Source organism: Paenibacillus terrae HPL-003, from assembly GCF_000235585.1.
Taxonomy (GTDB): Bacteria; Bacillota; Bacilli; order Paenibacillales; family Paenibacillaceae; genus Paenibacillus; species Paenibacillus terrae_B.
Window position 1 is genome coordinate 5,440,599 of the sequence record NC_016641.1, and the last position, 20,970, is coordinate 5,461,568.

A 20,970-nucleotide genomic window follows, 5' to 3' on the forward strand; every position below is an offset into this window, starting at 1 on the left:
CAGGATACAATGTACCTAGTAGGTGGTTAGCTCCAGTTGTCGTTGCACAATCCTTACAATATCAGCAATATAATCACCGATAATCGGCAAATTCAGCGCTCCCAGCACTTGCAGCACATAAATAATGGTCGCCGCAAAAAAAGTAAAACCAAGCGCGATACCGAGACCCCGAGACAGACCTGATATTAAGTTCAGCCATAGCAATCGCCAAGGCTTGTTGAGCAACAGGGCATAATCAGCAATGCGCGTGCGTTCCAGCTGCTGCGACACGGAACGTACCAGCTTTTCTACACGGCTTAGCTGGTCAGCCTGATCATCTGCTGTACCTAGATCTGTGACTACAGCCCCCGTACTTCCTTCGTTCATGCCTTGGTGGCTTCTACCCTGTCTGCGCCTTGATCGTGCGGTCATGCACAATCCCCCTTTTCCCATGCTGCCCTGAACGCAGCAAACGAGCCGAAGCATGTAACGGTGATCATCCATCCGTTTCCAGTGCTTAGGCTCGTTTTTTATATGCTGCCTGTTATTTGTATTATGGGACAGGGGTCTTGTAATTATTCCCCAATATGCACGCCGATCGTTTTACCGTTCACTTCTACGCGTTCCACAGGTTCAGCTTGACCAAATGTCACCGTCGTTACCAATACGTTCTCACGCAATACCGAATCGAAGTTTTGAATCGCCTGACGTAGCTCACTATCTACATCCAGCGTAAGTGCCACATACTTCTCAATCGGCAGATCCAGCTTCTTACGGTAATCCTGCACCGCACGAACAACCTCACGTACCCAGCCCTCTTGCTCCAGCTCAGGCGTAATGTCCGTGTTCAATGCTACGGTTAAACCATAGCCGGAAGCGGAAGCAAAGCCTTCCTTCGCTTTTTTCTCCACCAGCAATTCCTCCGCTGTAACCTGTAACTCTTCCCCTTCTGGAGAAACCACGTTCAGCACTCCTTTTTCCACAACCGAACGGGTGTCTTCAGCAGACATTCCTTTGAAAAAGTTTTGCAGGAAGCCGACATTTTTGCCGTATTTCTTGCCCGCTACCTTCAAATTGAGCTTCAGCGTGAAGTCTACAAAACCGCTATCGTCCGTCTCAATATGAATATTTTTCACATTGATCTCATCCTTGATGATTTCCTCATAACCACTCAGCTCAAAATCCTGATCCATGGACAAAATCAATTCGGATAACGGCTGACGCGTTTTCAGCCCCGTTTCGTTACGGACATTGCGCGCCAGTTCTACAACCCGGCGAGCCGTCTCCATGTCACGTTCCAGCTCCAGATCAATCAGGGCTTCATTTGCAGTTGGATAATCATCCAGATGAACGCTTTCCCCGTTGCTCAGGTTCAGGTAAATATCCTCAGCCAGCATCGGTGTGAATGGCGCAAGCAGCTTCGCTGTGGTCAACAACACCTCAGTCAGTGTGCGGTACGCATCCAATTTATCTTCTGTAAGGCCATTGCCCCAGAACCGATCACGTGATCGGCGGATATACCAATTGCTCAATTCATCCACGAACGACTCAATCGCTTTGGACGAGTTCAGGAAATCGTTCACAGCCAGCGCTTTGTCCACCACCAGAATCAAGCTGTTGAGGCGGGACAAAATCCAGCGATCCAGCTTGTGTGCCGATGGCTTGAACGGATGCTGCGCCGGATCAAAACCGTCGATATCCGCATACAAGGTCAGGAAAGCGTGTGTATTTACGAGCGTATCTACCAGCTTCGATTTGGCTTCGCCTACAATGCCTTTGGAAAAACGTTTGCTATTCCATGGTGCACTATCGGACAACAAAGCCCAACGGAAAGCATCTGTACCGTACTCGTCAATCACTTCCCATGGATCAATCACATTCCCCTTGGACTTGGACATTTTCTGCCCCTGCTCATCCAGTACGTGACCTGTCGCCATAACTGCTTTGTAAGGAGCTTTCCCTGTAAGCATGGTCGAAACAGCAAGCAAGCTGTAAAACCAGCCACGAGTCTGGTCAATACCTTCACAGATCATGTCAGCCGGGAATTGCTGCTCGAATGTTTCACTATTTTCAAACGGATAATGATGTTGGGCAAAAGGCATGGAGCCGCTATCGAACCATACGTCGATCACTTCCGGTGTACGGGTCATTTCGTATTTGCCACATTTACTGCGAACCTTGACTTCATCCACATATGGCTTGTGCAGCTCAATGTCCGCTGGTACATCGCCAATCGCACGTTCCCTCAATTCAGCAATACTATGCGGAGCGAACTGCTCTCCGGTTTCCTCACAAACCCAGATGTTCAGCGGTGTGCCCCAATAACGGTCACGGCTGATGTTCCAGTCCACCAATTCCTCCAAAAACTTACCGAAACGTCCTTCGCGTATATGACCCGGATACCATTCAACTTCGTTATTGTTGGCAATCAGTTGATCCTTGATCGCGGTTGTTTTGATAAACCAGCTGTCCATGGCGTAGTACAACAGCGGGGTGTCACAGCGCCAGCAGAACGGGTAGCTATGCTCGTATTTCTCCTTACTGTACAGCAAACCTTTTTCCGACAGCATTTTAACAATATCCACATCACAGTCCTTCACAAAACGGCCTGCAAAATCAGTGATTTCCTTTACGTAGTTACCCTGGAGATCCACCACATTGATGAATCCAACGCCATTTTCACGGCATACCCGATAATCATCCTCGCCATGCGCCGGAGCCATATGAACAATACCTGTACCACTGGAGTCCGTTACGAACTTCGCACCCAGAATCTGATTGCCCTTCTCGACTTGGAAATACGTAAATGGCGGAGTATACGTTTGACCCACCAGTTCCGAGCCTGACAATGTGCCAATCACTTCATGATCGCCTTTAATCACGTCTTCGACGAGGTTTTTGGCAACGATGTATACACCGTCCTCCTGTTTCACACGAGCGTATTCCAGCTCAGGGTTAACAGCAAGCGCCACGTGACTCGGCAGGGTCCAAGGTGTTGTTGTCCAAGCCAGCACATATTCACCACTGCTATGCAGCTTAAATTTGGCCGTGGCGCTCAGGTCTTTTACGTCTTTGTAGCCCTGTGCCACTTCATGGGAACTCAGCGTTGTCTGACAATCCGGACAATACGGACTCACGCGATGACCGCGATAAAGCAGACCCTTTTCGTGAATTGTCGCCAGAATGTTCCACACACTCTCGATATAATTATTTTCCAGCGTGATGTATGGATGGTCGAGATCTGTCCAGTATCCGATGGCTTCGGTCAGGTCACGCCATTGTTGCTCATACTCAAACACGCTGGCTTTACATTTTTTGATGAACTTTTCCACACCATATTCTTCGATTTCGGGCTTATGGGAAATGCCCAATTGCTTCTGCACACCCAATTCTACTGGCAGCCCATGGGTATCCCACCCCGCCTTACGTACAACACGATACCCCTTCATCGTTTGGTAACGGCCAACAAAATCCTTAATCACACGGCCCAGCATGTGACCGATATGCGGTTTACCGTTAGCTGTTGGCGGGCCTTCGTAAAATACAAAGTTTGGCTTACCCTCACGATGCGTGATGGTTTTGCGGAACGTGTCCTCCTGCTTCCATTTGCTCAGGATGCGCAGGTCGCGGGACCGTGCCTTTTCTTTGACATCTACTCTGTTCATAATGTCATTCTTCCTCTCTAATCATCATTGGTTTTTGTAGCACTCCCTAAAAAAAGCAACAAAAAAGCCCCGCCCCTGTAAAGGGACGAGACTGTGCTCGCGTTACCACCCTGATTTCGTAAAAAGACCCTTCTAAGAAAAGACTGGTCCCGTCACGACTCTCCGAGCCCTACTCAACTACAGCAGGGCGCCATTGTAACGTATGGCACACGGTGATAGCTTACACACGCCGGGTAAAACTCAAGCGCTTCAGCTCACTTCTCAGGGAGGATCTTCAGTCATGTTCTGAACGTTGGCTTGCACCGGAAAAAGGCCAACTCTCTGAGGGACAAAATCATAACGTACTCGTTCCCATCAACGAATTACAAATGTTAAATTCATTGGGATATTAAAATCAGCAGCTTTGCTGCCCTGAATAACAACCCATTATCCACAACGGATAACGTAATATTCAGTATAGTATTTACAGTTATAGCCTGTTTAAAGATAAAAGTCAACCCTGACGGGGCTCAATCATTGCTATCAGAAATGACGATTAATAAATCTCTTTCATTTCACGCTCGCGCTCCAGCACTTCGCGTTCACGATTTTCAAGCGCTTCCCATCCGTCCTGACTTAACAAGTCAAGCTGTGCCTCCACCAATGTACGAAAACGTGCCCGGTAAATCGAAGCCTGCTTCTTCAGCTCTTCGACCTCCAACGCAATTTTGCGGGATTTGGATAACGCCTCATTCACAATACGGTCCGCATTTTTTTCCGCTTCCTTCACGATGAGCTGCGATTCTTTCTTGGCGTTGTTACGGACTTCATCAGCCGCTTCTTGCGCCACGATAATCGTCTTACTCAGCGTATCCTCAATGGTCGAAAAATGATCAAGCTTCTCCTGAACATTCAACAGCTGTGTACTCAGTTCTTTATTTTCACGGATGACGCCCTCGTAATCCTTGATCACCTGATCCAAAAATTCATTGACCTGATCTTCGTCATAACCGCGAAGCCGGCGGGCAAATTCCTTGTTATGTATATCCAATGGCGTTAATGGCATGCCGTCCACCTCCTATAAGATTGACAAAAAAACATTTTCCGCGTCACGACGCTCACTATCATCTATCGGTCATCATACCCCGTTTTGTGAATGCTGTACAGAGCAAAATCGTTCCAGTTCTCCGCTATAGCTTAATTCTTTCGACAGAAAGCTCGCGAATCCTGCCTTCAGCTATATAAACTTGCCAATTTTGACACGGAATCGTCCTTTTTTTGTCATACCGTCTGTTTCCAGCACTTTGAAACGCCCAAATCCCTGCATGGAAATAACGTCCCCCGCTTTAAGTGAAGTAGATGGATTCTCCTCCACCTTCCAATTCACCCGGCACCGTCCGGCCCGAATCGGTGTTAAAATCTTGCTGCGGCTCAGCTTGTACACATCACTGGCGATGCCATCCAGACGCAAAGAAGCCACCGTCAGGTCCAGCGGCTCCAATGCAACATCCTTCGTCCGCAGATTTTCTGGAGGCAACAGTTCTGTCCACACATGAACACGATGAACCTGCTGTAAATGCATCGTAATAAAATCGCTGATCTCAGAAGCCACCAATACATGGCACCCATCGTCCAGCACATGAATATCCCCTATTTTTCCACGCTTGATTCCAAGTCCTAATATTGCACCCAGATAATCCCCGTGCTCCAGCGTGCTAATTTTATGATCATCGGACGTGACGGAAAGAACCTGAATACCCATATTCTCTCCGTCCACATACGAATAATCGGGCGCTATTAGCGCCCGCTTTCGTTCCGATGCCTCATAACCGCCATCTACCCTAATCGTGACCTTGTCTTCCTTCGAAGCAAGCGTCTCCAATATGTACAGTTGACGCGGGTCCAAAAAATCAGTCAGCTTCTGCTCATGATAAGCCCCCGCATGACTGATCCATTCGGAAGCGCGATCCACATATTCCCGTTCATCCGGGTGAAAATGCTCATAAATCTCAGTTCGCATAAGTCCTCCTAGACGAAATTGCTAATTAAAGACATCAAACCGTACGACGCAAAACGCAGAGCAATCAGCGCAACGATGGGTGAAATATCAATCATCCCGAAGATTGGCGGTATAAATCTGCGAAAAGGAGACAAATACGGCTCCACAAACTTGGCAAGTAAATCACCGATTACACTTTCTCTTGCATTAGGAAGCCATGACATCAGGACATATGCAATGATCATGTAAGAATAAATCTGAAATAGCCAACCGATTACCTCGATCAAGAAAAGCTCACCTCATTCTGTTAAGTTCTTGTTCAGTGTCAGCTAGTATTTCCGTAATGGAGCCTTGAATTTCAACCGTATCCGGTGTACACAGGAAAATATTGTTGCCTATCTTGGAAATACCCCCGCCCAATGCATATACAGTACCACTTAAAAAATCAATGATGCGCAGCGCCTGATCCTTGCGGATTCGTTGCAGATTGACCACGACGGTACGATGGGAACGAATGTGGTCGGCAATTTCCTGTGCTTCATCATAAGAACGCGGCTCATACAGGACAACTTTCACATTTTTCTGTGAATGGATGCTGACAACATTATTGCCCTTCTGGTTCTTACGTTTATCAAAGCTTGGGGTTTCAATTTCTTGATCTTCCGGCGTATTCATAACCTCTCGCTCTACAACTTCCTCTTCTTCCTGAAGTCCCAGGAAGTTCATGAACTTATTCATTACGCCCAATGGAAATCCTCCTCTCGTCCGACCAGTACAGAACCAAGCCGTAACCAGGTCGCTCCTTCTTCAACCGCCACCTCAAAATCATTAGACATGCCCATCGACAGGTGAACAATAGGTTCTCTCGTTAAAGCTTGTCCATTTAACGCATCACGTAATTCACGTAGTCCCCGAAATACAGGCCGGGTATTCTCCGGGTCTTCCTCATGGGGAGCCATCGTCATCAAGCCGATCACGTCTACATGCTCCAGATCGCGAATTTGTTTCAGAAAAGGTACCACCGCCTCGGAAGAAAGACCATATTTCGAAGTTTCCCCTGAAATGTTAACTTGCACAAAGGCTTTGATCCTTAGTCCAAGAGTAGCCGCCTTCTTGTCCAATTCCTGAGCCAGCGACAACCGGTCAAGCGAATGTATAAATCCAAATTTTCCAATAACATCTTTAACCTTATTGGTTTGCAGATGACCGATAAAATGCCATGTTCCCCTGTCACCCAGCTTGCTCCATTTATCCGCAGCATCCTGCCAGCGATTTTCGCCAACATGCTCCAAGCCACTGTCCAATACAGATGCCATCGCCGCTGCCGAAACATATTTCGTGACAGCAATCACATTTATTTCTTCACGCGAACGTCCGCTGCGGGCACATGCCGCTTCAACACGAGCGTTCACTTCTTCAATTCGTTCCTCCAAAGACACGGGAGGACTCACCTCTCTTCCAGACCAATCCAGCTCGCCATTCTCCCTGTGACGCCGCCTTCCTTGCGATACGAAAAAAACAAATCGCTGCGGCTACTCGTGCATAAGGTAGTACATTCGATATGGCTCGGCAATATTCCTGCTTTCATCATAATGTGTCGATTGCATTGTTTCAAGTCAAGCAGCGTTTTTCCGCCACCTAACGGGAAGTAAACAGTGCCTTCCCATTTATCATTACCCGGGCAATCATGCTCCAAAACCCGAATTTGGCTCATCACATGCTCATCCACCTCGTATGACTCAGAACCAATGGAAGGACCAATGGCTGCAAGCAAATCGAACGGCTGCGATCCATATTCGGTCTGCATCGTTTGCACCATTTTCAGCGCGATCTTGGCAACTGTTCCTTTCCAGCCCGCATGCGCCAGCCCAATCACACGCCGTACCGGATCACAAAAATATAACGGCACGCAATCCGCATAAAAGGATGTCAGCAAAATGCCCGGTACATCGGTTAACAGTCCGTCTGTATCCTGAAAAGTGGATGCACGATCCACAAAGCCGCGCCCGCGGTCAGCAGCCTTTACAACAGCAACGTGATTACCGTGTACCTGCTCTCCACAGGTCCAGGCTTCAGGCACAAATCCGAGCTGCTCCGCAATAAGCTGCCGATTGCGAATAACTTTCTCCGGGTCATCCCCTACATGAAACGCACAATTCAGACTTTCGAAAGGCACTTCACTGACACCGCCATGGCGTCCGGTAAAACCTGCTGTCAATCCACGAACCTGTTTCTCCCAGGATTGAATATATAACAACTCCGGCAAAGGATGCGTGCCATCTGTCGTTGACGCGACACCCGTTGCCCCGGTATTTACTACAAACGGTTCCATTCGTTCTCACCTCTACTGCCCAGTGTACCAAAAAGCCGCCGCCGTGTCTTCACATAGTCTCTCAAATGTACATATCCCTACTGCTCGAAATCACCGCTCAAAATCCCCGTCGATCATTTCGTTCCTGACGTTCGATATATAATTTTTCCTCACCATCACCCTGCGGCTCATGCAGTCCCTCCAATCGTACAAGCACCACATCCGAGCCAATTTTCACAATGTTGCGCCAGGGAATGACCAGTTCGCTTCCCCCACCAAACCAGCCCATAAAACGGCTGCTGCCAGGGACAACAATGGCCTCGATTTTGCCCTGCCGTACATCAATCTCCAAATCACTGATTTGTCCCAATCGTCTCCCATCTACAATGTTAATGACATCCTTTGTTTGAAACTCAGAAATTTTCATTGCCCTTACCGACGTTTCCGGCGTACTCACACGCATCACATCCTTTATTTCACTATATGAGCGAGAGAACCCAAAAAATGTCCTTTAAACACAAAAACGATCCACACAGGATCGTTTTTATCGGTGTGCCTTCCAAGCTTCTCTTCCCTTAAGACTAAGACTTCACATGCTTTTGCATTTGCTGTATAGCCGACTTCTCTAATCTCGAAACCTGGGCTTGAGAGATACCGATTTCGTCGGCAACCTCCATCTGCGTCTTTCCTTCATAAAAACGCATGGACAATATCATCTTTTCACGCTGGCCCAGGCGATGCATCGCTTCCCGCAGAGCGATTTCCTCAATCCATGAGACGTCCTTATTTCTGTCATCACTGATCTGATCCATCACATAGATTGGGTCGCCCCCGTCGTGATATATCGGCTCGAACAGCGAAACCGGGTCCTGAATCGCATCTAATGCGAACACAACATCTTCCTTAGGCACGTTCAGCACCTCAGAAATTTCAAAAATCGTCGGTTCACGCGAATTCAGATTTGTCAGACTATCCCGCACTTGAAGCGCCTTATATGCAATATCTCGCAGCGATCGGGATACACGGATCGGATTGTTGTCCCGCAAATACCGGCGTATCTCACCGATAATCATCGGCACCGCATAAGTGGAAAACTTCACGTTTTGCGAAAGGTCAAAATTATCAATCGCCTTCATCAGGCCGATGCATCCTACCTGAAACAAATCGTCAACAAACTCTCCCCGATTGTTAAAGCGCTGAATCACACTCAGGACGAGCCGTAAATTACCGTTAACCAATTTTTCTCTGGCTGATCGTTCATTATTTTGCTGAAGTGATGTGAACAACTCGCGCATTTCCGCATTGGTTAGCACCGGCAGTTTGGCGGTATCCACACCGCAAATTTCCACTTTGTTTCGGGTCATCGTGTCTTACCTCCCAAGGAGCAACATTAATGTACATTATCTCCTGAGGGTGTTTTTTTATTCGCCGTTTCCATCACTTCCGAATATACCCAAACGTCACACCATTTTGTTGAACTCTTTCCGTAAGCGCTTTATAATACGCTTTTCCAGGCGCGAAATATAGGATTGCGAGATGCCTAACAGGTCAGCAACATCCTTCTGTGTCTTCTCTTCCCCGTCCTGCAAGCCAAAACGCAGCTCCATTATCAGACGTTCCCGATCTGTCAGCTTATCCAGCGCCTTATGCAATAATTTGCGGTCTACCTGCTCCTCAATATTGCGGTAAATGGTATCATTTTCCGTTCCCATCACATCGGAAAGCAGCAACTCGTTCCCGTCCCAATCAATATTCAAAGGCTCGTCAAAAGAAACTTCTGTTCTCGTTTTACTATTTCGGCGCAAATACATTAAAATTTCATTTTCGATGCATCGGGAAGCATAGGTAGCGAGCTTGATTTTTTTCTCGGGATCAAAGGTGTTAACTGCCTTGATAAGTCCAATCGCTCCTATGGATACGAGATCCTCAATGTTAATTCCTGTGTTCTCAAACTTACGCGCAATGTAAACCACCAGGCGCAAATTCCGTTCGATCAACATGGAGCGTACTGCTGCATCTCCGGAAGAGAGTTTTCCAAGCAAATACTCTTCCTCATCCCTCGTCAGCGGCGGGGGGAGCGCCTCGCTGCCGCCGATATAATAAATCTCTTCACTTTTTAGTCCAAATAAAAATAAAATACGATAATATTGCAACTGTAAAGTCAACCTGATTTTCATTTTGAATTTCATCTGTTCCCGCATGTCATTCTCCCCCTTCAGAAAATGGTGCAAAATCTCGCTGCGTCCCTTCGTCCGTTACAGCAATAGCCTGATTGCCTTCAGACCTGATCGTGTGTCTACGACCATCGTCCTGCACTTCAAAGCGTACTTCCTGCTTCTGGACCGGCTCAGCAGTTCCCTCCGCGTGTGCTGTCACATCTGGATGAATGATCGCGCGGTATTTTCCCTCTGCTGACAGCTTTCCCCCATCCAAGCCGATCAGCACCCGATGATGCACATAACGAGCCCCATTCATCACCACCTCTACGCGATCCGGTTTGAGTGCGAGCATAAAGGAATGGTTACGGTTGATGCCACGATAGGGAACGAGACGAACTCGATCCGGCCAGTTGAACGATTCGTCTCCCAACTCCATCACCAGCTGATCCGCATTTCCCTCAGATAGCTTTTGGAGCCAGGAAGAGGGTAAATATGCCTCCCACAAGGCAGCCTCCATGACCATCACTGGTGTCCGGGTCAAAGGATCGTGAAGTTGGTTACCCGTATCCAACAAGCCTGTACACTCAATATGATCCTGTCCGATCCATACCTGCACCTCACCCAGAAATCCACTCATCCTTTCCGCATGCTGCTTTGAAGATTGCACAATACGAAAGAAAAGCATCACTCCGCCAAACGCGCATAAAATAAACCAGAATGCAATTTTCAGCTCAAAGGACATTCCACCTGAAGCCGTGTACCAGATGCCATTAAACAATTCCCCTGTACTCTGGAGTAAATAATGCATCCCCAGAATTCCTCCCGCTGCTACAAAATTGATCATATAAAAAGCACCCATCGTACGAAGGTACTTTTGCATGCTGCCAAACCCAAAAGCCACCAACAGCATAATGACCGATAATGCCAGCTTAATCAGGAATGTAAATAAAAAGGACAGCTCCGGCACAAACATCATGACCACGTACAGCGCACCGATGACAGCCGAAGCAAGCAGCCGCCACCACACCGGACGAATTTTTCTCATCCAGGCGGTAGCCATCAGCAGTACAGTGTCAATGAACAAATTGGCCAAAAAAATGAAGTCGATGTAAACAACCAAAGGTTCACCCGCCCAGCGTTTGCAGGATAGGCTTAAGTATAGTAGTCATGCTGTTCAAAGTCTGTCTAACGATGGGGACGGTAACCGACTAATTTTGTCGGAAAGGGGAGAAGCACGGGAAATGGTAAAAATGGAGTTCTTACAATGGAATCAGCCAACGAATCGAATACGAGATACAGAAAACAGAAAGAAGCCCGCATCTCCAAGGAGAATACGGGCTATCCGATTTCAATCTAGTTATCGTTATTATTATTGCGTGAACGGTTACGTAAAAATGTCGGAATATCGAGTTGATCACTGCTCTGAGTGTTGCCGAACGGACGCAGGTTAGGAGAACCCTTCTCCGCCGATTCAGGTGCTGTCGGGTTGGCTGCCGGTTTACGCCCAGGTGCCGGTTGGCTTGGTTTACCTTCAAAGCCAGTTGCAATGACGGTAACCTTAATCTCTTCTTTCAACTCTTCGTCAATGATGGCACCGAAGATCATGTTGACCTCCGGATCGGAAGCCGAGGTTACAATTTCAGCGGCTTCATTCACTTCGTACAAAGACAGATTGTTGCCGCCAGTGATGTTCATAATCACACCCCGTGCGCCTTCAATGGATGTTTCCAACAGCGGGCTCATGATAGCCTTGCGTGCTGCTTCAGCCGCCCGATTCTCACCAGTTGCTTCGCCAATTCCCATCAAGGCGGAGCCACGCTCCGTCATAATCGTTTTCACATCAGCAAAGTCGAGGTTAATCAAACCCGGTACAGCGATCAAATCCGAAATACCTTGTACCGCCTGACGAAGAACATTGTCCGCTTCGCGGAATGCTTCCAGCATAGGGGTCTTTTTATCCACGATTTCAAGCAGGCGATCATTCGGGATAACAATCAAGGTGTCTACCTTTTCTTTTAATCCCTCAATGCCCAGCTCGGCTTGATTGGAGCGCTTACGCCCTTCAAATGTGAATGGTCGTGTTACAACGCCTACAGTCAGCGCGCCGCATTCCTTGGCAATTTCAGCAATCACAGGAGCTGCTCCAGTACCTGTACCGCCACCCATTCCCGCCGTCACGAATACCATATCCGCACCTTTGAGTGTGTTCATAATGAGTTCACGCGACTCTTCAGCCGCTTTTTTACCCACATCCGGATTAGCTCCGGCACCCAAGCCTCGAGTCAGCTTATCACCAATTTGAAGCTTATGCTCAGATTTCGCTAAATGAAGCGCCTGAGCATCTGTGTTGACGGTGATAAACTCCACACCCTGAACACCATTTTCGATCATTCGGTTAACCGCATTGCTGCCGCCGCCTCCGACGCCGATCACTTTAATTTGAGCCAAGCTCTCCATTTCAAAATCAAATTCCAACATACTATTCCATCTCCCCCTCAATGTGCATGGATGGCCCGTCCATGATTGGCATAATTAGCAATGAACGTTATATAAACTCACTGAACATGTTTTTTAAGCGTTCAATCAACCCCTGCTTTTGCTCGCCTTCCGCAGCGGGACTGCTCTTGGTTCGGTTGGTCGGCTTCTTGGAACTTCCACCGCTGCTACTGCTAACGCTGCTCGATCTTCCGCGATAGTAGCGAATGGCATTATGCAAGATGCCGACTCCGCTTGTGTAACCCGGATCCCTTACACCGATAAAGTCCGGTACGGCGATCCTTACAGAAGCAGCCAGTTCGCTTTGTGCCACCTGAAGTACACCAGGCATGGAGACGGTACCTCCGGTAAGTATATAACCCCCCGGAAGCTCTGTGTAACCCAGGCGCTTAACTTCCGCCTGAATGAGTTGAAAAATTTCCTGCACTCTCGGCTCAATAATGGCAGCCAAGTCCTGCTGATTGAATTCCTTATCGACATTACTGCCGATACGGGTCACTTTAAAGACGACATCGGCTGCCGCATCATCATACCATGCGCAGCCGTATTTAAGCTTTACTTTTTCGGCTTGATCGGTAAGGGTTCTCAGTCCGTAGGCAATGTCATTGGTTACAAATTCTCCGCCGATGGGAAGTGTAGATGTGGCAACAATTGTTCCTTCCTGGAAAATAGCAACATTTGTAGAGCCTGCACCAATATCCACCAGCACCGAACCCATCACCTTTTCATCCTTCGAAAGTGACAATTGCCCGGCTCCCAGAGGCAGCAGCACCAAATCTTTGATCCTCAAGCCGCCTTTCTCAACGCAGCGCAACAGATTATGTATCGGCGTCTTGCCTCCCGTAACAATCGTAGCCTCTACTTCCAGACGAACTCCGATCATACCGCGAGGGTCTTGAATGCCTTCAAGGCCATCCACGACATACTGCTTGGCTACCACGTCAATAATTTCTCTCTCTGGTGGTACTGCAATAACTTCAGCTGCCTTGAGCACACGCTCAATGTCCTCCTCACCGATTTCACGGTCCTCGTTGGACACGGCTACTACGCCATGACTATTTTGCAGGCCAATATGGTTGCCTGAAATCCCCACATACACTTCTGTTATTTGAATACCAACCATGCGCTCTGCGTGATCCACGGCGTTACGGATTGATTGCACGGTTTGATCGATGTCTACAATTGCACCTTTGCGAATCCCTTCCGAGTCGGCAGATCCAACTCCAATAATATTAAAGGTTCCATTGTTCATTTCCCCAATAATAGCCCGAACTTTGGATGTACCGATGTCCAAACTAACAATGATGTCATTGTTGCTCAAGTCTGTGGCACCTCCTGACTCCAAAATGAATTTCGTTCTTTGAACACACTCTGTACATATTCAACATACTCCATGCTTTCCCTCTTTTTTCTACAAATTTTTTAGAAGCCAATTTATGGTTGCAGTCACATAAAAATTTGAAGAAAAAAGAAGGAGGCAAGTCTATTACCCATAAAATCAATTCTAGCATTTTTTCACATCACTGAGTAGTATCTTTTTCTTGGGCCTCTTCACTCGTATCCTGTTTGAACGGAACGTAGGAATCTGCCTCCAGCATTGTGATCAAACCGGGCTCTTCTGTTTCCAGCACCTGATTCAAATAACTGATTTTAGAGCTCAGCAGAGAAACCGTCGTAATAACCTCAAATTGAGAGCGTGTATACATTTTTATGCGGTCTGGAAAAGAGGGCATCGGCGCGGGAATGATTTCCGATATGTCGGCTGTCCATTCCCCCGGAATCCGAGATAACGCATCACATAGCTTTGCTTTGTAGGGATCATCCGATTTCCATTTGGTTAAAATAGGCTTCTCAACCGCAATTCCGCTACTACCCACGCCTACGCTGGTCCCATTCGCAAGAATGGCGCGCAGGCTCCCATCACTCTGCAACTCGTAAGCAACTGTAGCAAACTCTTTAATATGAACAGCAATGACTCCCGGAAACTGCTTGTCCACCGTTACTTGTTGAATCGACTGAATCTCCCGCAGCTTCTCGGAAATGCCCGAAGAACTGACTCCGAAATACTGATCACCGATAGCCAGACCACTTCGATTAAGCAACTGTTCCCGGGTCGAAAATACATTGCCATCAAAACGGATTTCAGAAACCCGGCTTAATGAGGAACGGAAAAAGAGAACAGCAAGCAGCACGATAAACAACAAAATGAGCAGGATGGCAATCTTCCGACTTGTTCTTTTCTTCATTCTGTTCTGTTTAAGAACAGGTATTTGAGCGTTTGGCATAGCTTCTCTCCACAAAAAGCCTTTGGTCCCTCCGCTAACGGAGGGACATTACAGGCATTAATTTACGAAATCCAACTGCTCCGGCACCGGAGACTGACGGCTCATTCGGGCACCCAGTCCCTGGAAAAGACGCTCGATCCGGTCATACCCTCTATCAATATGGTGTACCTGTTCGACAATGGTAAGTCCTTGAGCGGCCAGACCCGCTATAACCAGCGCAGCCCCTGCGCGTAGATCGGTAGCCTCTACCGTGGCCCCGTACAGACGGGGAACTCCCCGTATAAAGGCTACATTCGCATCAACCGTAATATCGGCACCCATCACATTCAATTCATCTACATGTTTGAATCGGCTTTCGAAGACCGTCTCTTTCATCACACTAAAGCCATCTGCCAGAGAAAGCAGAACCATGACTTGAGACTGCAAGTCCGTCGGAAAAGACGGGTAAGGGGAGGTAACAATCCTCTCCACTGCTTTGGGGCGGCTCATGCAGCTTACGGTCATTATATCATTCAAGATACCGATTTGAACACCAGCCCGCCTGAGGACGTGAATCAGAGCGGATAAATGGGAGGGATTACAGTGTGTCAACGACACACTGCCGCGCGTGGCCGCAGCCGCGATCATAACGGTCCCAGCTACGATGCGATCGGGAATAACCTCATACGTACACGGATTCAAACAGTTGACTCCCGTAATCGTAATCGTATCCGTCCCCGCTCCGATAATACAAGCTCCCATCGCATTCAGGAAGTTTTGAAGATCCTGAATCTCAGGCTCCCTCGCTGCGTTGGTAATCGTCGTTCGTCCTTCGGCCAACGCAGCGGCCATCATAATATTTTCGGTGGCCCCTACGCTCGGGAAATCCAGATGGATATCCGTTCCAGTCAGCTTGCGAGCCCGAAACGTAATTTGTTCTTCTTTTTCCACGATCTCCGCTCCAAGAGCCTTCAGGCCCTCCAAGTGAAGATCGATTTTGCGCTCGCCTATGGCACAGCCTCCCGGCTGGTAAATGGAAACTTCTCCATATCTGGCGAGCAGCGGTCCCATCAGAAAGATAGACGAGCGCATCTGCTTCATCAAATCTTCCGGAATCTGGAACGTTCGGACGGACGACGTATCCACGTATACCGTTTCCTCTTCATGTCGGCATGTACAGCCAAGTCTCTCAAGGATGTGCAGCATGACCTTAATGTCTAATAGATGGGGCACATTCCGAATTTCTACCTTGCCTTGTGCAAGCAAGCTTGCCGCAAGAATGGGTAGTGCCGCGTTTTTTGCCCCATGGATACGTATGGTGCCTGACAAGGGACGGCCTCCCTCAATCACCAATTTGTCCAATGTATCACCTCCGAGTTTACCGCTCACCCACTACGAAAACCTCCGGAACTAGCTTGATGCCGGTTTGAGATGATATTGTACTTTGAATATGCTTCATTAGGGTAAGCACGTCCTCTGCTGTCGCTTGACCGGTATTAACAATGAAATTGGCATGCTGTACGGAAACCTCAGCGCCTCCCGCTTTTAAACCCTTGAGACCTGCGTCTTCAATAAGACGGGCCGCATAGTCTCCTGGCGGATTGCGAAACACACTTCCCGCACAAGCTAGCTGTAACGGCTGAGTCAGCCTACGACGATCTTTGAAAGCCGCAAGAGCCGCCGAAATTTCCTCACGGTTGCCCTGCTTCATCCGAAACACCGCCTCTGTCACCATTCCACGCTGCTCATCATGCAGCACGGAGTGACGATAGCTGAAATGCATTTGTTCGGCATCATACACAGCCAATTCCCCTGTATCCAGCACAATCTCAGCGGACTGGAATATTTGTGACACATCAGACCCATGGGCACCGGCGTTCATGTAGACAGCCCCGCCAACCGATCCCGGGATACCTCCCGCAAATTCGAGGCCGGACAGCCCCTGCTTGCTGGCCATGACACACAGTTTGACTAGTGACACGCCTCCACCGACGACGATCCGTTCATCTTCAAAACGGACATAATCAAATCCCGGTCCCAGCTTGATCACGAGGCCCCGGATTCCTTTATCGGAAACGAGCATATTCGAGCCCCGTCCCAACTGCATCCACGGGATTCCGTGCTCGCCAGCCAGCCGCAGTAAAGTTGCTAGCTGCTCCTTGGTATCCGGGATGACAAGAGCATCCGCCGGACCTCCAATCTTCCACGTCGTATATTTGGAAAGCGGCTCATGCTTCAGCACTTTTCCGATATCATGCTCCGCTAATAATGGCATCCATTGCTGCATTGTACTGAAACCTCCTTGTTGCTTGCCCCGCATGGTTATAAGGCTCTCACCTGACAACCGGCAGCCTGAGTGATGGTCACAATGTATAGGGTATCTTATGTCAATACCATCCGGTGTGTGACAACCGCCCAGTCTGCGCTACGGTCTAACTTTTACGGGCAAGACGCTCCATTTCTTTTACTAAAATATCGGCTGAATCAGGCTTGCCAAGCGCTGACGCTGATTCAGCCATCCGGCTGCGCAACGCCTCATCCTCCATAATCCCCGCAATAGATTGAAACAAGGACGCACCATCCAAGTCCTTCTCCACAATCATGACAGAAGCCCCTGCCTTTTCGAGTGTACGGGCATTGGCCTCCTGATGGTTGTTCGTCACATTGGGGGATGGAATTAGAATGGATGGAATACCCAACGATGTGATTTCAGCCAAGAAGGACGCGCCAGCGCGATTAACGATTAAAGAGGTACAAGCCAGCACCTCTGGCATATTGTGAATATAGGGAAGCACATGCAGATGATTGGGCAATGATCCGATCTGATTCCGTATGCTGTCCAGCGTCTGCTCATAGTAAGATTCACCAGTCACATATACAAAATGGACGTCTTTCAGTTGGGAAAGTTGCGGAGCCATTGCAATCATGGCATCATTAATGGCCTTTGCTCCCCTGCTGCCACCGACCACAAGCACGACCGAGCTGTTCATTGGAACCCCGATGGTGGCAAAGCCCCGGTCCCTGTTAGCCTGACGAACTGTTGTAGCGCGTGGATTCCCGGTGTACAGTACATTTTTGGCTTTGGGGAAAGCTCCTTCCGAGCCCTCAAAGCTGACGGCCACCGTATCCACGTAACGGCTCAGAAACGCATTGGTCAATCCCGGGATTGCATTTTGCTCATGAATAATGCTGGGTATCCCCAACTTGGAAGCAGCATAGACGACAGGGCCGCATACATAACCCCCGGTACCAATGACGATATCCGGCTTGAATTTTTTCAATAATGCTTTGGATCTGCGAACCCCTTTGAAGAAACGCATGATCGTTTTTATATTTTCCACAGACAAACTGCGACGAAATCCTGTAATATCAATAGCCTCAAACGGAATTTTTTCCTGAGGGACCAGCTTGCTTTCCAGTCCCCGCTGACCGCCAATGTATAAAAATTCAGCGTCCGGATTAATCTCTTCGCACTGTCTGGCTACGGCGAGCGCCGGATAAATGTGCCCTCCGGTACCGCCGCCGCTCAACACGACGCGCATAAACGTTCACCTCGCATAACGTGATAAATTTAGTAAAATACCCAGCGCTGTTAGCATCAACGTCAGAGAAGAGCCTCCGTAGCTGATTAAGGGCAGTGTTATTCCCGTCACCGGCATTAAGCCGATGACAACACCTATGTTAATAACCACCTGTACGGCAACCATTCCCACAATGCCTACAGCGAGCAAACTGCCATAAGTATCTGGGATGGTAATAGCGATGCGCATTCCTCTCCACACGAGAACCAGAAAGAGCGCCAGCACCGTCATTCCACCGATAAAGCCAAGCTCCTCCGCCAAAATCGAAAAAATAAAGTCTGTCTGCGGCTCGGGAACATAGCTGTATTTCTGGCGGCTCATGCCAAGCCCCAAGCCTGCCAGCCCACCAGGTCCAATGGCGTACAGCGATTGAATAATTTGATAGCCTGCGCCAAGCGGATCGGACCATGGGTCCAAAAACGCAGTGATCCGCTGGAGCCGATAAGGCGCAGCAGCAATCAGGGCCGCAAATCCCACCGCTCCCGTTAATCCCAGCAAGCCCAGATGCTTCATACGTGCGCCTGCCGTAAATACGATTAGCATGGACGCTCCCATCATTACTGTGCCTGTGCCCAAATCGGGCTGGAGCATAATCAGGCCAAAGGCCAGTCCCATGAGTCCAAGCGGGGGCAACAGACCGCGCGTAAAGGAATTAATATCATAATCCGGGCGGCTGAGCCAGCGGGCGAGAAAAAGAATCATGCCCAGCTTCATAAACTCAGATGGCTGAATGCCAAAAGAGCTGATACCGAGCCAGCTTCGTGCCCCGCCTCTTACTACACCAATGCCTGGAATTAGTACGGCAACCAGCAACGCGAGACAAATCAGCAGCACGACCTTGGCATACTTCTGCCAAATCCGATAGTCTGTTCGGGCAGTGAAGTACATCGCCACAAGACCTAGCCCGGCGAACAGCAACTGTCGCTTTACAAAATAGTAGGAGTCCCCGTACTCGTGAAAAGCGAGGACGGCGCCCGCACTGTATACCATAACCATGCCGATGGCTAACAAGCTCAAAATACAGACGAAAAGCCATATATCCGGCGCCGGACGAGATTGCTTCATCAGGAGGCCACCCCTTGCATAAATAGTAGGGGCTTATCCAACCCCCCTACTTACAATTTATGCGCCGCCTCTTTAAAAATACGTCCACGCTCTTCATAGGACCGGAACATATCCCAGCTTGCGCAAGCGGGTGAGAGCAATACAACATCTCCCGGCTCAGCGAGTTGAGCTGCCTTGTTCACAGCCTCCACGAGCGTAGCAGCGGCGTCCTTCCCATTATCGACGACCTCGACATGCTCTATTCCGGCCTGACGTGCCCGGTCTGCAAGCTTATGCCGAGTCTCGCCCAGCAGCACAACAGCCTTTACACCCTCTTGCAAGGAAGGTACAAGCTCGGCATAATCCGAACCACGATCCAGTCCTCCAGCAATTAGTACAATGGGTTGCTTGAAGGAAGACAACGCCATCATCGTCGCTTTGGAATTGGTGGCTTTGGAATTGTTGTAATAAGCTGCTCCAGCATGTTCTCCAACATATTCGAGCCGATGCTCCACTCCACGAAAAGCGCTTAGCGGTTCAGCCAATCCAGACGGCTCCGCTCCTACGGCAATAGCAATCGCGCAAGCGGCGAGGGCATTTTCCACATTAAAGCGGCCCGGAAGGCCAATTTCGGCCACGCCTATAATTGGGTGCACCACACCACTGGCATCGCGATATACGATGCTGCGTTCAATGTCATCCGTCACATCCGGTATGTATGGCGGGTCAGCGAACAACCCTTCCTGCAAACGTTCTGTCATTGAGAACGGAAGCAGTTTCGCTTTAATATAGGGCACAAGCTCCCGGCAAACAGGATCATCCCAGTTTAATACCGCCGTATCAGCCGCCGTTTGACTGGCGAACAGACGCGCCTTGGAAGCAACATAGTCCTTCATGTCACCATGATAGTCCAGATGGGTTTCAGCCACGTTCAGCAAGCAGGCTACTGCAGGTTTGAAATCCTTTGTTCCTTTTAACTGAAAACTGCTCAGCTCCACCACCATCCACTCGTCCGACCTGGCATCCACAGCGGCCTCACATAATGGCGTGCCGATATTACCAGCCACGATCGGCTTCATGCCGGATGCCTCTAACAGCTTACCTACCCAGGTGGTTGTGGTCGTTTTCCCATTCGAGCCAGTAATCCCGATCATCGGCGCTTTGCATAGATGATAGGCGACCTCGACCTCGGTCACGACCTCAATGCCCAGTTCGATAGCTTTCTGCACTGGCGGGGCCGTATAAGGAATACCCGGATTTTTGACAACCAGCTTCACTCCCGGATGAATTAGCCCTTCCGGGTGACTGCCGCATAAAACGGAAATTCCCAAAGCCTCTAATTCAGAAGCTTCGGGACACTGTTCCCTGTCTTTTTTATCATTGACTGTCAGCTTGGCCCCAGCTTGGTGCAGCACCTTGGCGACTTGCACGCCACTTTTGGCCAGGCCTATAATGACGACCTCTTGATCTCTGTATGTGTCTGGATGGTTCAT

20 protein-coding genes and 1 other annotated feature are annotated in these 20,970 nt (G+C 48.9%); all 20 genes read right to left on the reverse strand.

Translation table 11 applies throughout. The features are described from left to right. Positions 1 to 15: 15 nt before the first annotated feature. Complete coding sequence (locus HPL003_RS24175) at positions 16 to 411, reverse strand: DUF5665 domain-containing protein (protein WP_238533416.1); 396 nt, start codon at positions 409 to 411, stop codon at positions 16 to 18. A gap of 143 nt (positions 412 to 554) precedes the next feature. Beyond that, positions 555 to 3,644 (reverse strand): isoleucine--tRNA ligase, encoded by a 3,090-nt coding sequence (gene ileS, locus HPL003_RS24180; RefSeq protein ID WP_014282423.1) that lies wholly within the window; start codon positions 3,642 to 3,644, stop codon positions 555 to 557. A gap of 78 nt (positions 3,645 to 3,722) precedes the next feature. Further along, positions 3,723 to 4,011, reverse strand: a binding site (T-box leader). A gap of 168 nt (positions 4,012 to 4,179) precedes the next feature. Beyond that, positions 4,180 to 4,689, reverse strand: coding sequence for a DivIVA domain-containing protein (locus tag HPL003_RS24185; RefSeq protein ID WP_014282424.1), 510 nt, complete (start codon positions 4,687 to 4,689; stop codon positions 4,180 to 4,182). A gap of 171 nt (positions 4,690 to 4,860) precedes the next feature. Further along, positions 4,861 to 5,643, reverse strand: a complete 783-nt coding sequence (locus HPL003_RS24190; protein ID WP_014282425.1) for a YlmH family RNA-binding protein — start codon at positions 5,641 to 5,643, stop codon at positions 4,861 to 4,863. An 8-nt stretch (positions 5,644 to 5,651) separates the two neighbouring features. Then, positions 5,652 to 5,909 (reverse strand): YggT family protein, encoded by a 258-nt coding sequence (locus tag HPL003_RS24195; RefSeq protein ID WP_014282426.1) that lies wholly within the window; start codon positions 5,907 to 5,909, stop codon positions 5,652 to 5,654. Positions 5,910 to 5,916: 7 nt separating this feature from the next. Next, entirely contained in the window at positions 5,917 to 6,369 is a 453-nt protein-coding gene (locus tag HPL003_RS24200; RefSeq protein WP_014282427.1) for a cell division protein SepF, read from the reverse strand. Next, entirely contained in the window at positions 6,360 to 7,061 is a 702-nt protein-coding gene (locus tag HPL003_RS24205; protein ID WP_014282428.1) for a YggS family pyridoxal phosphate-dependent enzyme, read from the reverse strand. The genes HPL003_RS24200 and HPL003_RS24205 overlap by 10 nt, the downstream gene beginning before the upstream one ends. Positions 7,062 to 7,069: 8 nt before the next feature. Next, positions 7,070 to 7,954 carry a peptidoglycan editing factor PgeF gene (gene pgeF, locus HPL003_RS24210; protein WP_014282429.1) on the reverse strand — a complete coding sequence of 295 codons (885 nt, stop codon included), beginning with the start codon at positions 7,952 to 7,954 and terminating at the stop codon, positions 7,070 to 7,072. A 97-nt stretch (positions 7,955 to 8,051) separates the two neighbouring features. After that, positions 8,052 to 8,390 carry a YlmC/YmxH family sporulation protein gene (locus HPL003_RS24215; protein ID WP_014282430.1) on the reverse strand — a complete coding sequence of 113 codons (339 nt, stop codon included), beginning with the start codon at positions 8,388 to 8,390 and terminating at the stop codon, positions 8,052 to 8,054. A 124-nt stretch (positions 8,391 to 8,514) separates the two neighbouring features. Beyond that, entirely contained in the window at positions 8,515 to 9,297 is a 783-nt protein-coding gene (gene sigG / locus HPL003_RS24220; protein ID WP_013372080.1) for an RNA polymerase sporulation sigma factor SigG, read from the reverse strand. Between the two features lie 96 nt (positions 9,298 to 9,393). After that, positions 9,394 to 10,134: an RNA polymerase sporulation sigma factor SigE gene (sigE, locus tag HPL003_RS24225; RefSeq protein ID WP_014282431.1), complete on the reverse strand. Its 741-nt coding sequence runs from the start codon at positions 10,132 to 10,134 to the stop codon at positions 9,394 to 9,396. Position 10,135: 1 nt separating this feature from the next. Continuing rightward, a complete protein-coding gene (spoIIGA, locus tag HPL003_RS24230) occupies positions 10,136 to 11,212 on the reverse strand; it encodes a sigma-E processing peptidase SpoIIGA (protein WP_014282432.1) in 1,077 nt (358 codons plus the stop codon). A 233-nt stretch (positions 11,213 to 11,445) separates the two neighbouring features. After that, the gene (ftsZ, locus tag HPL003_RS24235) at positions 11,446 to 12,570 is read right to left on the reverse strand and encodes a cell division protein FtsZ (RefSeq protein WP_014282434.1); all 1,125 of its coding nucleotides are present in this window, start codon (positions 12,568 to 12,570) and stop codon (positions 11,446 to 11,448) included. Positions 12,571 to 12,637: 67 nt separating this feature from the next. After that, a complete protein-coding gene (gene ftsA, locus HPL003_RS24240) occupies positions 12,638 to 13,909 on the reverse strand; it encodes a cell division protein FtsA (protein ID WP_014282435.1) in 1,272 nt (423 codons plus the stop codon). Between the two features lie 199 nt (positions 13,910 to 14,108). Next, positions 14,109 to 14,873 (reverse strand): cell division protein FtsQ/DivIB, encoded by a 765-nt coding sequence (locus tag HPL003_RS24245; RefSeq protein WP_014282436.1) that lies wholly within the window; start codon positions 14,871 to 14,873, stop codon positions 14,109 to 14,111. A gap of 57 nt (positions 14,874 to 14,930) precedes the next feature. Continuing rightward, on the reverse strand, positions 14,931 to 16,241 hold the full coding sequence (gene murA / locus HPL003_RS24250; protein ID WP_014282437.1) for a UDP-N-acetylglucosamine 1-carboxyvinyltransferase: 1,311 nt from the start codon (positions 16,239 to 16,241) through the stop codon (positions 14,931 to 14,933). Beyond that, positions 16,231 to 17,139, reverse strand: coding sequence for a UDP-N-acetylmuramate dehydrogenase (gene murB, locus HPL003_RS24255; protein WP_014282438.1), 909 nt, complete (start codon positions 17,137 to 17,139; stop codon positions 16,231 to 16,233). The genes murA and murB overlap by 11 nt, the downstream gene beginning before the upstream one ends. Before the next feature lie 145 nt (positions 17,140 to 17,284). Then, positions 17,285 to 18,394 (reverse strand): undecaprenyldiphospho-muramoylpentapeptide beta-N-acetylglucosaminyltransferase, encoded by a 1,110-nt coding sequence (gene murG / locus HPL003_RS24260; RefSeq protein WP_014282439.1) that lies wholly within the window; start codon positions 18,392 to 18,394, stop codon positions 17,285 to 17,287. 6 nt (positions 18,395 to 18,400) lie between these two features. Beyond that, positions 18,401 to 19,498, reverse strand: coding sequence for a stage V sporulation protein E (gene spoVE / locus HPL003_RS24265; RefSeq protein WP_014282440.1), 1,098 nt, complete (start codon positions 19,496 to 19,498; stop codon positions 18,401 to 18,403). A 50-nt stretch (positions 19,499 to 19,548) separates the two neighbouring features. Beyond that, on the reverse strand, positions 19,549 to 20,970 hold the full coding sequence (murD, locus tag HPL003_RS24270) for a UDP-N-acetylmuramoyl-L-alanine--D-glutamate ligase (RefSeq protein WP_014282441.1): 1,422 nt from the start codon (positions 20,968 to 20,970) through the stop codon (positions 19,549 to 19,551).